11 protein-coding genes are annotated in these 13,619 nt (G+C 67.4%); 6 read left to right on the top strand and 5 right to left on the bottom strand.

Translation table 11 applies throughout. The annotated features are described in order from the left end of the window. Positions 1–47: 47 nt before the first annotated feature. The gene (locus LMF57_RS18990; RefSeq protein WP_229290406.1) at positions 48–1,709 is read right to left on the bottom strand and encodes an AMP-binding protein; all 1,662 of its coding nucleotides are present in this window, start codon (positions 1,707–1,709) and stop codon (positions 48–50) included. Between the two features lie 310 nt (positions 1,710–2,019). On the opposite strand from LMF57_RS18990, the gene LMF57_RS18985 reads away from it, so the two are divergent. Further along, entirely contained in the window at positions 2,020–2,181 is a 162-nt protein-coding gene (locus tag LMF57_RS18985) for a hypothetical protein (RefSeq protein WP_164745118.1), read from the top strand. Between the two features lie 54 nt (positions 2,182–2,235). Here LMF57_RS18985 and LMF57_RS18980 read toward each other — a convergent pair whose 3' ends face one another. Beyond that, positions 2,236–2,862, bottom strand: coding sequence for a YiiX/YebB-like N1pC/P60 family cysteine hydrolase (locus LMF57_RS18980; RefSeq protein WP_117311996.1), 627 nt, complete (start codon positions 2,860–2,862; stop codon positions 2,236–2,238). An 81-nt stretch (positions 2,863–2,943) separates the two neighbouring features. Between LMF57_RS18980 and LMF57_RS18975 the strand changes: the two genes are divergently transcribed. The 3 genes from LMF57_RS18975 (at position 2,944) to LMF57_RS18965 (ending at position 6,788) form a co-directional block, all read left to right on the top strand. Continuing rightward, positions 2,944–3,462, top strand: coding sequence for a hypothetical protein (locus LMF57_RS18975; protein ID WP_229290405.1), 519 nt, complete (start codon positions 2,944–2,946; stop codon positions 3,460–3,462). Between the two features lie 132 nt (positions 3,463–3,594). After that, positions 3,595–5,379 carry a M3 family metallopeptidase gene (locus LMF57_RS18970; RefSeq protein ID WP_229291411.1) on the top strand — a complete coding sequence of 595 codons (1,785 nt, stop codon included), beginning with the start codon at positions 3,595–3,597 and terminating at the stop codon, positions 5,377–5,379. Beyond that, a complete protein-coding gene (locus LMF57_RS18965; RefSeq protein WP_229290404.1) occupies positions 5,376–6,788 on the top strand; it encodes a TPM domain-containing protein in 1,413 nt (470 codons plus the stop codon). Before LMF57_RS18970 ends, LMF57_RS18965 begins: the two co-directional genes overlap by 4 nt. A gap of 1 nt (position 6,789) precedes the next feature. On the opposite strand, the gene LMF57_RS18960 is transcribed toward LMF57_RS18965, so the two are convergent. The 3 genes from LMF57_RS18960 to LMF57_RS18950 all read right to left on the bottom strand — a co-directional run bounded on the left by LMF57_RS18960 (position 6,790) and on the right by LMF57_RS18950 (position 9,503). Beyond that, positions 6,790–7,461, bottom strand: a complete 672-nt coding sequence (locus LMF57_RS18960) for a VOC family protein (protein ID WP_208082284.1) — start codon at positions 7,459–7,461, stop codon at positions 6,790–6,792. 118 nt (positions 7,462–7,579) lie between these two features. Continuing rightward, the gene (locus LMF57_RS18955; protein WP_208082283.1) at positions 7,580–8,659 is read right to left on the bottom strand and encodes an alpha/beta fold hydrolase; all 1,080 of its coding nucleotides are present in this window, start codon (positions 8,657–8,659) and stop codon (positions 7,580–7,582) included. Between the two features lie 16 nt (positions 8,660–8,675). Continuing rightward, on the bottom strand, positions 8,676–9,503 hold the full coding sequence (locus LMF57_RS18950) for an AraC family transcriptional regulator (RefSeq protein WP_208082282.1): 828 nt from the start codon (positions 9,501–9,503) through the stop codon (positions 8,676–8,678). Positions 9,504–9,777: 274 nt separating this feature from the next. Between LMF57_RS18950 and LMF57_RS18945 the strand changes: the two genes are divergently transcribed. Beyond that, on the top strand, positions 9,778–12,183 hold the full coding sequence (locus LMF57_RS18945; protein ID WP_229290403.1) for a TonB-dependent receptor: 2,406 nt from the start codon (positions 9,778–9,780) through the stop codon (positions 12,181–12,183). Next, positions 12,183–13,484, top strand: a complete 1,302-nt coding sequence (locus tag LMF57_RS18940; RefSeq protein WP_229290402.1) for an aminotransferase class V-fold PLP-dependent enzyme — start codon at positions 12,183–12,185, stop codon at positions 13,482–13,484. The genes LMF57_RS18945 and LMF57_RS18940 overlap by 1 nt, the downstream gene beginning before the upstream one ends. Positions 13,485–13,619: the final 135 nt, after the last annotated feature.

Genomic DNA, 13,619 nt, shown 5'->3' with positions numbered 1-13,619 from the left:
CACCGGGTCCGATCCCTTCCGCAGGAGGTGATCGGACCCCTTGCCCTTCAGGCCGGCGCCCGTTTTTCGATCTCGGCCTTGCGCAGCAGGAAGCGCTGCAGCTTGCCGCTGGGCGTCTTCGGAAGTTCCGCCACGAATTCCACCTGGCGCGGGTACGCATGGGCGGACAGCCTGCGTCGCACATGCTGCTGCAGTTCCTGCGCCAGCGTGTCGCTGCCGCTGAACCCAGCGCGCAGGATCACGAACGCTTTGACGATCTCGGTGCGCTCTGGATCGGGTACGCCGATCACCGCCGTTTCCGCCACCGCAGGGTGTTCCATCAGCACGCTCTCCACATCGAATGGACCGATGCGATAGCCCGACGAGGTGATCAGGTCGTCCGAGCGGCCGATGAAACTGATCGAGCCGTCGTCCTCGCATTCCACCGAATCACCGGTGAGGTAGTAGCGATCGCCCAGCGCCGGTGTGTCGGCACCGTAGTAGCCGGTGAACCACATGATCGGCGACTGTCGCAGGTCCACGGCGAGGATGCCGGGCGTGCGCGGCGGCAGTTCGTTGCCGGCATCATCCAGTACCGCCACGCGGTAACCGGGCATCGCAAAGCCCGAGGATCCCGGCCGCACGGCGTGGTCCAGTGCGTGGTGGTTGTTGACCACCATGCCGGTCTCGGTCTGGCCGTAGTGGTCGAGCACCGTGGTGCCCAGATGGGCGGCGAACCAACGGGCGATCTCCGGGTTCAGCGGTTCGCCGGCGCTGCTCACCACCCGCAGCTTGCCGTTGATGGCCGCACTGGCCTCGGGCCCGGCGGCGATGATCTGCCGGTACGCTGTGGGCGAGCCGGCAAGATTGGTGACACCCAGCCGCGCGACGATGTCGTTCAGCCCCTGCACGCTGAAACCGGCTTCGCTGAAGGTGGTGGCCTGGCCCAGCAGCAGCGGGCCGATCACGGCGTAATACAGCCCATAGGCCCAGCCGGGATCGGCGATGTTCCAGAACACGTCCTCTGGGCGCAGGTCCACGGCCAACTGCATGTAACTGGCAAAGGCCAGCAACGCGCGCAGCGGCACCGGCACGCCCTTGGGGCTGCCGGTGGTGCCGGAGGTGGACAGCAGTGCCATCAGCGCATCGCCGCGCAGCATCACCGGCGCGAAATCAGGTGTGGCATCGGCGGTGCGTGCGGTCCAGTCGATGTCGCCGACACGTAGTGTCTGCTCCGGTGCCAGGAGGGTGGCGACCGGCGGGCAGCCATCGACCTCGTCCAGCTTGCTGCGGTTTGCGCTGTCGGTCACCACCAATGCGGTGCGCCCGGTTTTCAACCGTGTTTCGATGGCCTTGGGGCCGAACGCAGTGAACAGCGGCTGGTAGATCGCACCCACCCGCCAGGTGCCGAGGATGGTCGCCAGCAGGTCCGGTGTACGCGGCAGCAGGCCGGCCACCACATCGCCCTTGCCGATGCCCTGCGCGGCCAGCACCTGGGCAACACGCGCAGAGGCATCGCGCAGGTCCTCGAAGGTGTACCGATGCAGGGCACCGTGGGCGTCCACCCAGCGCAGCGCCAGCGCATTGCGGCCGCAGTGGCGGTCGCAGCACTCCACGCAGGCGTTGATGCCGGTCTGCAGGTCACCGTGCAACTGTCGCTGTCCGCGCTCGATGCTGAAATCGGCCAGTGCCTGTTCGTAGCTGGGGCGTGCTGCAGTGTCGCGGGCCATGCGCATCTCCGGGGTGACGTCATTCCGACGATAGGCGGCGGCCCTGCATGCTGCAAATGGGACCATGGGCTTAGGCCGCCGCTGCGCGCGCCGCGGCGGGCAGGCACGCTGAATGCGTTCGTTTCCGGCTGCAGCATGACGACATGCCAAACCCGCATGAATCCTTCAGTCGCTTGTGCCGCAAGGGCTGGCGCCGGTTCATTCACGCACGTACACATGGGTGTAGCCCGCTCACAACGCATGGTTAACCCATCGCTGCCGACGATGGCCCCGTCCACCGCATTCCGCGCGTGGCATTTGGAGATCGGACATGGCACAGCAGAACCAGAACCCGAACCAGAAGCAGCAGGGCCAGCAGAACCAGCAGGATCAGCAGCAGGGGCGCGGCCGCGACCAGCAGCAGCAACAGCAGCAGGAACAGCAGAAGCGCAACCAGAACCAGCAGCAGGGCGGGCAGGACGAGGAAGAGTGATCCTGGCAGCCGCCATCCATCACCGACGAAGCCCCGCCCCGCGCGGGGCTTCGCTTATTCCAGCACGCCGATCCGCTGCAGCACCGGTGCTGCAGCCATGTCGTTGGGGTTGGTACCGGGCAGGCCCTGCGGCACCTCCATGCCCATGCCGCGATACAGATCAACCCAGTGCCGGGAGATCTCACCGGTCTGCGGGTTGCGGAAGTTCATCGGCTGCAGTGCGAACACATGGTGCGCACGGAACGCGCGCTCGATGAAATCCGAGCAGTAGTAGCTGTCGTCGTCCAACACGTAGGCAGTATTGTATGGTTTGCCCAGCATGGTGCGCGCGGTGGCGACGGCATCGGCGATGGCATTGTCCGGCGGCGCACGCAGGCGATAGACCACGATCTGCCGCTGCTTGCCTTTCGCGTCCTCGCGGAACTGTTCCAGCGTCTGCCGGCGCGAGCCTTTCTCATCGGCGTGCAGCACCTCCCAGCCCTGCGGTGCGGAAGCCACCAGCGCGACATGGTCGAAACTCGGCGCGCCTTGTTTTCCGGTCGCATCGTCGATGGCCGCACTCAGGCCGCCATGGCCGGCGGTGACGAACAGCAGGTCGCCGTCGCGGACGTCGACGCCCATCGCCATGGCTGGCCACAGGGCAGGCAGCAGCAGGCCGATCAGGAGCAGAAGGCGGCGCATGGGCATCTCGGACAGCAGGAAAACCGCGATTGTAGGCGGCAGGGTAGGATGGCGCGACCGAACCGGAATCAGGACGATCCCATGAAGCCCCGCCGTTCCCCTGTGCTGTTGGCACCCGTCCTTGGCCTTGTGTTGTCCGCCTGCACGCCTGCGCCGCAGCCCGCGCCGGCTGAAGCCCCGGCGCCTGCAGCGGCACTTGCCAGCACAGCGACGGCGGTGGAACCGGCGCCCGCACCCGCAGTAGCGACCGCAGCGTGCCCCCATGCCGCGTTCGATACTTTCCTGAAGCACTTCGGCAACGAGATCACCCTGCAGGAAAAGGCCACGGCCGATCCGCTGCTGGACAGCTACGTCGACGCCGGCGCCGAGCCTGAGCCGCGCACCGTACAACGCCCGCTGGCACTGGCCGATGTCGAATGGCCGGTGATGCCTGATCCGGCAGGGTTGGCCGGGCAGGGCCGGCAGATGCAGGTGACGGCCGTGGCTGACGGGCAGATGCAGGTGCAGATCCGTACACCGGACAGCAGCGACCAGCAGACCTATACCTTCGCGCAGAAGCCGTGCTGGACGCTGGTCAAGCGCGAAGACGAGTCGATCTGAGGCCAGATCGGGGCAGGCGCGCACCGTCGGCGGCTGCTAGGCTCCAAGCACGTTCAAGGCACGGAGACGCCGATGCAGGCCCGCAGGATGCGCACCACCACCGTTACCTTGGTCATCGCCACGCTGTGGGCGATGACCACGTCCCTCGTCGCCCACGCGCAATCGCTGCACGCTGACGATCGCGCCTACTTTCCCAGCGCCGCCGCCGAACAGACGGCACGCATTGCCCTGGGCCAGCGCGTTGAGGCGTTGCAGGGCGCCACGGCGAGCGCGCCGGCCACGCGCTTCCGCCAGGCCGAAGCGTTGCAGGCACAGTGCGTACGCCACCATGCGTATCTGCATCTGCAGGCTGCCCGCAACGCACGCGATCGTCGCCCGGCGCAGGCGCTGGACCAGGTGATGGGGCTGTGCGGCCGTATCGCCCGCGCTGGCAGGGCCGCTCTGCGTGAGGCACCGGCGGATGCACCCTGGTTGGCGCCCTACCGGTTCCTGCGCGACCGTGCGCTGCAGGAAGGTGCGGCGCCGGCCAATGCGCAGCTGGATGACGCCGTGGATACGCTGGCCGACCCGGCGCTGGATACCTTCGCGCGCCTGCATCGGCAGATTTTCCACAGCGCCGCATTTCCACGCGTCGAGGGGGCTGGCCGCAGCTGGGATACCGGCGCCGACAAGCAGGCGCTGGCCCAGCACTCCGAACGTGCGCTGCGTGAGGCCGGCTGGAAGGGATACTGGCAGGGCCTGCAGTCGCGCCGCGAGCCGATGGCTTCAGTGCTGCTGGGCCTGGTGCAGGTGAATGACGCCGCCGCGCGCCTGCAGGGAGATGGCTCGGCCACCGCACGTGGCTACCGCCGCATGGGCATGGATGCGGCGACCGTCGACGCGACGCTGGCGGCGATCGAGCGCCACGCGGAAGACCGTCGTGCCTACCAGGACATGCTGCTGCAGCATGCCGGGCGCAGCGGCATCACGTCGCCGCAGATCTGGGATACCACCGTACCGGATGCCGGCTATACGCCACCGGTGCTGACGCTGGAGCAGCTGCGCGATACCGCCGCCGACGCCATGCAGCACCTGGGGCCGCAGTATGTCGCCGAACTGCGCGCGCTGCTGGACCCTGCACACAAGCGCATGGACCTGGCCACAGAACTGGGCAGCCGCAGCCAGGACGCATTCCATGTGTTCGCACCGGACACGCCGGCGCTGCTGTTCGTGGGGCTGCGCAGCGGGGAGCTGGAGAGCGACGTGGAGATCGCCCATGAAGCAGGTCACGCCATGCATGGGCAGTGGATGCTGCACGGGCATGCCTCGCCATTGCATCTCAATGGCAGTGCGTGGATGACCGAGGCCTTCGCCATCTACAACGAACTGCGCTTCCGTGATCAGCTGTACCAGCAGGCACAGGATCCGCGCGCCAAGGCGTACTACCTGAAATCGCTGCTGGATGACATGGTGATGCAGCTGTTCACCTCCTCCGAGGAAGCGCAGCTGGAGCAGTCGATCTACCAGGGCGTGGCGGGCGACACCCTGGGTACCGCCGATGATCTGGATGCGCTCACCGGCCAGGTGCTGGCGCGCTATGGCCAGCAACCGCAACGTTACCCGCAGCTGCGCAGTACCTGGATCAGCAAGCGACTGATGTATGAGGACCCGCAGTACCTGGTCAACTACCTCTACGCCGGTCTGCTGGCGGTGCAGCTGTATGTGCAGGACCAGCAGGACCCGGAGGGCTTCCGCCAGCGCTATCTGACCGTGCTGGGCGAGGGCTTTGACCGCGCACCGCAGGAACAGGTGGCGCAGTTGCTGGGACACGCACCGGATTGGCCGGCACTGGTCGACGCAGACCTGCAGGTGTTCGCGCAGAACGCTGCCCGGCTGCAGGCGCTGTATGCGCTGATAGAGGCTGGGCAGGGCACATGAGCCCGGTGCTGCAGGCGCGCGTTGCCAAGCCGTGGGCATGGCTTGCACTGCTGCTCTGCCTGCTGCCGCTGCTGGCGCTGGCGGCAGCCCCGGTCCCAGCGTTGAATGACCCGGTGGTGGACACCGCCAATGCGCTGTCCGCCAGCACCCGCGCCGCGCTGCGCGAGCAGGCATTGCAGCTGCAGGCACGCAAGGGCGCGCAACTGCAGGTGCTGGTGGTGCCCAGCGTTGGCGAGGAAGGCATCGAAGCCTATGCGCAGCGGGTCTTCGACCAATGGCAGCTGGGCCGCGCCGGCGTCGATGATGGCGTGCTGCTGCTGGTGGCGGTGCAGGATCGGCGTGTACGCATCCAGACCGGCTATGGCCTGGAAGGCACCATTCCCGATGCCTATGCCGCGCGCATCATCGACAAGGCGATCGTGCCGCAGCTGCGCGAGGGAGACCTGGACCAGGGCGTGCTGGACGGCACCAACGTGCTGGTGACGCTGATCGACGGCGAGCAACTGCCGCCCTGGGAAGATACGTCGGCACGCAACGTGTTGCCCGCGGACTGGCGCAAGGGGGATTCAGTCGTCGCGCTGACGTTGCTGGCGGGCTTCCTGGCGGGTCTGTGGCGATCACCACCGCGTCTGCTGGTGCCGAGGACCGAAGCTGATTTCACCGGTAGCCGCCGCGAGCGGCGGCGCAAGGCACTGGCAGCCAATGCGGCGATGCCCAGGTCAACGTGGCCGACATTGCCTGCCTGGGGCAGACCGTTGCTGGTGACGGCGGTGATCGCTGCGGGGGGGCTTTCTGCGGCGCTGCTGCTGCCGCGCCCCGTGCTGCCTGCGTTGTTCTTCGTGCTGCTGCCCGCCGTGCCGGTGGCAGCCCTGCTGGGCTGGTGCTGGCATCGCAGCGGCGGAGTACGCATCGTGCTGTACGGCATGCTGGCCGTCAGCACCGGCTTCTTCGCGGTGATGCTGGTGCGCGGCCAGTTGCCGCCCAGCCTTGCGCTGCACACGCTGCTGAACCTGGCGGTCGGCATCGCCGCCATGTTGGTGTTCTTCCTGGTGCAGGCCGGCCGCGCGCGTTGGCGGAAGAACCGCAACAGCTTCGCCATCCGCCTGGTGGTGCTGGTGCTGCTGAGCGGTGGCTATGCGCTGGGCGCGCTGCTGGCCATCGACCGTGCCGGCGACGAGAACGCCCGCGTGCTGGCGACGATCGTGTCCAGCATGGGCACGCTGTTCCTGTACTTCATCTGGGTGTTCACTCTGCTGCCCGGCGAAAAAGCCCGCGGCGGCCGGAGGTCGTCCAGAGGCTACCGCTCCTCGTCCAGCAGCTCCTCGTCCAGTTCGTCCTCGAGCAGTTCCAGCGACTGGTCCGGTGGTGGCGGCCGCAGCGGAGGCGGTGGCGCCTCGGGCAGCTGGTAGCTCAGGCCGCCTGTACCCGCCAGCCCAGCGCGGCATCGTGCAGTTCACCGCTGCCGCTCACATCACCCACCTGCAACTGCAGTCCCTGCGCATTGGGCAGGTCCCTCTGCTCGGGGAACCAACGGCGATCGGCAGCGACCACGATCAGCAGGCCCTCGTCATCGCCCATCGGCGCGAACTGGGGTGACGGCGGGCTGATCGGCCGCAGGCCGAAGCGTTGGCTGGCTTGTTCGCGCACCGCATCGACATCATGGCTGGGCAGGCCAACCTCGCTCAGGCAGGCCAGTTCGCTGCCATGGAAGGCGCCACTGCGGTCGCTGGCCGGCAAGCGCCTGCGGCCGATCAGTTCCAGGATCAGGCCATCGGGTCCGGTGAAATACACCGACTGCGACTGCCAGCTGCTTTCCAGTGCGAAGTAATCCAGTCCTTGCGGATTGCATTGCAACGGCGTGCGTGCACGCAGCCAGCTCATGGCGTCGGCGAAGCGGTTGTCCGGCACATTGAAGGCCAGGTGCACCCCGCCTACCGGACGGCCATTCGCCGGTTGCAGCTGGATCGTGCTCCAGCCAATGCGGACCTGGTCGCCGACCATCTCCAGCTGCAGCACGTCGCGGAAGTACGCGGCGACGCTGGCAACATCGGATACCGGCAGAGAAAGATGCAACAGGCGCATGATCGATCCTCCGTGGAACGCTGGGGGCAGTGTAGTCCCGTGCACCTTTGCGCCGCGTCATCACCTGTGCAACGAATCGTTGTTGCCAGCCCTGGCATCGATCCGTGCTCGACTGTCTTCAGCGCAAGGCTTCCCCGAAGAAGCGCACTGCATCTTCCACCGCCACCGCATGCGTCTGCTCCTTCGGTACCGCAGTCATGCACAGCGCCTGCAGCCGCTCATCTGCCAGCGGCGTGCACGCAGACAGAAAATCGTAGTGGCCGACACCGGGCAGCGCGTGCAGCGTTGCTTTCGGAATCAGTGCCGCCGCCACATCACCGTTGGTCGCCGGCGGCGCCACTTCATCCGCTGAACCCAGCACGATCATCACCGGCTGCCGCAACGCCTTCAGCTGCTCCGGTGCAAACGCCTGCACGATGGCGGGCGCCAGCACGAACACCGCGCGAACGCCGGCAATCGAACGATCATCCTGTGCATGTTGCACGTACGGTTGCAGTTGCGGTGACGCCGCCGCAGCAAGACGCGCCGCCATCGTATGCGCGGCCGCTTCCTGCTGCGGCCTGCACACGCCGTCGTCCGGGTGCGCCTGGCAGAACGCCAGCAGCCGCGTCATGTCCGGCCGTGCGCCGGCGCTGAGCAGTGCGGTGAAGCCACCGGCGGAATAGCCCACCACGCCCAGCCGCGACGCATCAACATGTGGCCCCAGCTGCGGGTCGGCCTGCACGGCCGCCAGCGCCGCCTTCAGGTCGTCGGCGCGCAGCCAGGTCAGCACGCTGCCGGCCAGCGTCATCTCATCGGCGCCGTTGTTGCCGGGGTGGTCCACGGCGATCACCAGGTAGCCAGACCGCGCCAGCGCGGTGCCCAGCCACCCCATCATGCGCGCGGTGCCGCCATTGCCATGCGACAGCAACAGGGTTGGCAGCCGCCCGCCGGCAATGGGGGCATCCTTCGCCGCGCGCCCCACCTCGAACAGCGGCGCATCCGGTGGCCCGATGGTCAGCGGCATTTCTTCGCTGCCTGGCATTGCCGGGTACCACACGGTGAAGCGCAGTACGTCGCGCCGAGCACCATCGCGGATCGCTGCGCTGTTCAGCGTTGTCACGCCATGACGTTCACCGGCAATGGTGGGAGCGGCCGCCATCGCCATCGGCGCCAGAGCAGCCAGCAGCAGGGTCAACATCCATCGTGTCGCGCGCATCATCGGTTTCTCCGGGTCAGTCAGGACGGTGATCGACCGGCAGCCAGATCTCCACGCCGCCATGGCCGGTATGCTCGTCGAAGCGGGTGTCGTAGCGTTCAAGATCCGGCGCGTTGGCCAGGTGGAGGTCGCTTGCCGGCAGGTACTGGTCCAGCAGCCAGAACCAGGTCGAGCGGACGGTGGAGATATGGCCGCCATGCCAGGCCACCAGGTAACGGCGCGCAGGCACATCCACCCGCTGCCAGTGTGCAGGCACCGATGGCAGTGCGTTCACCGGCAACGCTGCGATGTAGTCGAAGCCACCCTCGTCATCGCTGTTGCAGCACACACCGAAACTGACCGGCGCCGGTGTTGGCCACTCGCGGTTGAGCTGTGCCCACTGCCCGGGAATCGCACCGCCGCTGTCGCGACTGTGCCGCATGCCGATGCCGGCCACCTGGAAGGGCGTGCAGTCGATCAGCCTGGGCGCCTCGGTGCTGGCCTGTGGCGCGTCGTCGAGGCGGATCGCGTGCACCAGTGCCAGTTCCTGCAGGCCCCGCTCGCGCACGCGCTCCGGGGTCTGCCCGAACTGCTCGCAGAAGGCACGGGTGAACGCGGCATGCGTGCTGTAACCGGCTGCCAACGCCACCTGCAGGATGTCGCCGGCACCGTTGGCCAGCTGTTGCGCGGCGGCGGTCAGGCGGCGTCCGCGCAGGTAACGCACCACCGAGGTGCCGGTGCGGGCCTGGAACAGGCGTGACAGGTGGAAGGGCGACAGTCCGGCGGCTGCCGCGATGTCGGCCAGCGCCAGCGGCTTGTCGGCATGGCTTTCGATGTACCACAACGCTTTGCCGGCTGCGCTCATCGCGCTGTCCCCCGTTCGAATGCCGGGCAGCGTACCGGATCGACGGGGTGGGGCGCTTAGCAGTTCTTGCGGTGGCGGGACATCGATTCTGCAGCACTGCTGCAAAGCGCAGGCCTTAGCCCTGACGGGAACCCGCCCTTGCCCGCGCACTTCCGGCCGTGCCTGCCGGCGTCAACTGTCGTCTCCACGTCATCGCTGCTTCACATTCCGTCCCGAGACTGCGCGCCTTGTCCAGGGCCCACCTGGCCCTGTCGTGCCTTCCCGGAGTCCTGCCGTGCATCGTTCGAAGCTGTCGCGTTCCATCCTCCTCGCCCTTGGTCTGGTCAGCGCAGGAGGCGCGATCGCTGCAGAGGCCGGAACGGCAGGCACCAGCAGCAGTGGCAACGCCGCTGCGCCCACCCAGCTCGATGCGATGCTGGTCACCGGTACCCGTGCCTCCAACCGCACCCAGTTTGAAACCCTGGCGCCGGTGGACGTGTTCACCAAGCAGGACATCCAGTCGGTCGACTCCACCGACCTGAAGGACGTGCTGGCGCAGCTGGTGCCTTCGTTCGTGGTGCAGCGCCTGCCGATGGCCGATGGCCAGGTGTTCGTACGCCCAGCTACGCTGCGTGGCCTGTCGCCGGACCAGACGCTGGTGCTGGTCAACGGCCGCCGCTTCCATCGCAGTGCCTTGCTTGGCAACCGCGGCGCACAGGCCGCCGACCTGGCGCAGATTCCGACCAGCGCCATCAAGCGCATCGAAGTGCTGCGCGATGGCGCGTCGGCGCAGTACGGCTCGGATGCCATCGCCGGTGTCATCAACATCATCCTGGAGGACAGCCCGGGCACCGAGATCACTGCGGGCTATTCGCAGTACGCGCAGGGCGATGGCGGCTCGCGCGACTTCAGTGCGCGCACCGGCTGGGCGCTGGGCGACTACGGCAGCCTCGCCCTGTTCGCCGAATCGTCCAACTCCGATGCGACCTCACGCACGCGCCAGCGTCCCGACGCCATCGCCTTCCAGGCCGCGCATCCCGAACTGGACGTGCCCAACCCGGTGCAGCGCTGGGGCCAGCCGGAGCTGGAAAGCCGCCGCGTGGGCTTCAACCTGAAGGCCAATGCCAGCGACACCCTGGAGTTGTATGCCTTCGGCCTGTACAGCCACAGCGACGGCGTCAGCGATTTCAACTGGCGCAACCCCGATACCACCACCGGTGCGTACCGTACGACCAGCATCTTCCCGGGCTGGAACCTGCGCTCGCTGTATCCGGTGGGCTTCAGCCCGCAGTACGGCAACACCCAGAACGACCTGCAGCTGGTCGCGGGCCTGCGGGGTGAGATCACCCCCAGGCTGCGCTGGGACCTGAGCGCCTCGTATGGCCGCAATGCCATCGACTACAGCCTGGACAACTCCATCAACGCCTCGCTGGGCCCGGACAGCCCGACCTCCTTCGACCTCGGCCGGCTGACCCAGACCGAGAAGAACGCCAATGCGGACTTCAACTACGAATGGGACGTGGCTGCGCTGTCGAAACCGGTCAACGTCGCCTTCGGTGCCGAGTTCCGCCAGGAGACCTACCAGGTGCGCGCCGGCGACCCGGCCTCGTATGCGGTCGGCCGTGGCGCTGCGGCGGGCCTGGAAGCCAATTCCAACGGCGCGCCGGGCTTCTCGGCCAGCCAGGCCGGGCAGTGGAGCCAGCGCAGCAAGGCCGCCTACGTGGACATGGAAATGCCGCTGGGCGAGCGCTGGAGCATCGGCGCGGCCGGTCGCTATGAAGACTTCTCCAGCTTCGGCAGCACGGTGGATGGCAAGCTGTCGGCACGTTTTGCGATCACCCCGGACGTGGCGCTGCGCGGCACGCTCTCCACCGGCTTCCGCGCGCCCACGCCGGCCCAGCTCAACACCACCAGCACCACCCAGGGCCTGGACACGCGCACGCTGCAGATCTTCACCAGCGGCCGCCTGTCGCCCAGCGATCCGTTGGCGCAGCTGCTGGGTGCCAAGCCGCTGACCCCGGAAGAATCGCGCACGGCCTCGCTGGGCCTGACCTGGCGCACCGAGCTGGGCCTGTCCGGGTCGGTCGATGTCTACCGGATCACGCTCAGCGACCGCTTCAGCCAGTCGGCCAGCTTCGCCATTCCGGCCGGCACACCGAACCCGCTGGGCTATACCTCGGTGAACTACTTCACCAACGATTTCGACACCACCACCACCGGCGTGGATGTGGTCGGCAACTACCTGCGCGACCTCGGCGCAGGGCGGATGACGCTGACCCTGGCATACAACTACAACCAGACCCGCGTCGATAACGGCAGCACCTCGGTGGCCACCAACGAAACCCAGCGCGTGCTGTTCGAAGACCGCCTGCCCGAGCACAAGGGCAGCTTCACCGGCAGCTGGGACATCGGCGCGTGGTCGTTGATGGCACGCGTGCGCTATTACGGCAAGTGGACCGACTCTACGGGCAATGCCACCGGCGACATCTACCAGCAGTTCGGTGCGATGACCTTCCTCGACCTGGCCGTGGGCTATCGCATCAACGAACACCACAGCCTGCGCGTGGGTGCCGACAACGTGTTCGACCGCTACCCGGACGAAGCCACGTTCCAGGCCAGCCGTGGCCTGATCTATTCGCGCAACGCGCCGTACGACACCGATGGTGCCAACGTGTACGCGCAGTACCGGCTGACCTTCTGATGGACAGCCGCCGCCGTTCCCTGCTGCGTGCCGGCGCGCTGCTGCCGGCCAGTGCGGCGCTTGCCGCGCTGGCTGCTCCGGCAGCCGCGCGCTACGCTGTGCCGATGGACATTTCTGCACCTTCCACGACGCCGGATGTGCTGGCCCGTGACGAGACGTACTGGTCCGCCGTCGCCAGCCACTTCGACATCACCGATGAAGTGAACCACCTGGAGAACGGCTACTGGGGCGCGATGGGCAAGCAGACCCTGGCCAGCTACCAGCGGCATACCGCCGAAGTGAACCGGGGCAATGCCTGGTACGGTCGCCACGCGTTCCCGGCGCAGTACCTGGCCGTGCATCGGCAGGTGGCCGACATGCTTGGCGTCGGCGCCGACGAGATCGCGCTGACCCGTGGCGCCACCGAAGCGATGCTCGTGCTGATCGGCGGCTACAACCGGTTGGCCGCGGGCGACCAGGTGCTGTACGCCGACATCGACTACGACAGCATGATCAACGCGATGCGCTGGCTGCAGCTGCGTCGTGGCGTGCAGGTCGAGCGCATCGCACTGCCGGTGGTGCCCACCCATGAGCAGATCCTGCAGGCCTACGATGAGGCGTTCGCGCGCCTGCCGCGCCTGAAACTGGTACTGCTGACCCAGGTCAGCCACCGCCATGGGCTGGTGCTGCCGGTGGCCGAGCTCGCCGAGCGTGCGCGGGCGCGCGGCATCGATGTGATTGTCGATGCCGCACATGGCTTTGGCCAGATCGACTACGCGGTGCCGGACCTGAAGGCCGATTTCGTTGGCATCAACCTGCACAAGTGGATCGGCGCACCGGTGGGCGTGGGCGCGATGTACGTGCGCAAAGGACGCGTGGCCGACCTGGATCCGTACATGGGTGAGACCGACGACGGCCGCGTGGGCAGTCGCGTGCACACCGGCACGGTCAACTTCGCCGCCTATCTGGCGCTGCCGGAGGCCATCGCGCTGCATCAGCGCATCGGCGCAGCGAACAAGCAGGCGCGGCTGCGCTACCTGCGTGAGCGTTGGACGGTGGCGGCGCGGCAGATGGCGCATATCGAGGTGCTGTCTTCGCCGGATCCGGCGTTGGCCAGTGCATTGGCCAGCTTCCGCCTGCGTGGCCATGCCTCGGTGGAAGACAACCTGGCGCTGCAGAAACGGCTGCTGGATGAACACCGGATATTCACCACCCATCGCGATGGCCTGGACTCCGGCGCCTGTGTGCGGGTGACACCATCGGTGTTCACCCGCCCCGCGCAGATGGATGCGCTGGTGCAGGCGTTGGCCGCGCTGGGGTAGTGCCGGCCGCTGGCCGACAACCTCATGACCGTAGTGTGCATGTTGCCGGCCAGCGGCCGGCACTACCAGGCGCAACACCCATCCACGCATGGCGTGAACGGAACGGGACCAGTAGATCCACGCCATGCGTGGATG

Origin of the sequence: Stenotrophomonas sp. SI-NJAU-1, from assembly GCF_020883215.1 — a bacterium.
Taxonomy (GTDB): Bacteria; Pseudomonadota; Gammaproteobacteria; order Xanthomonadales; family Xanthomonadaceae; genus Stenotrophomonas; species Stenotrophomonas indicatrix.
Note: the sequence above shows the minus strand (reverse complement) of the source record. Positions and strands in the feature narration are given on the sequence as shown.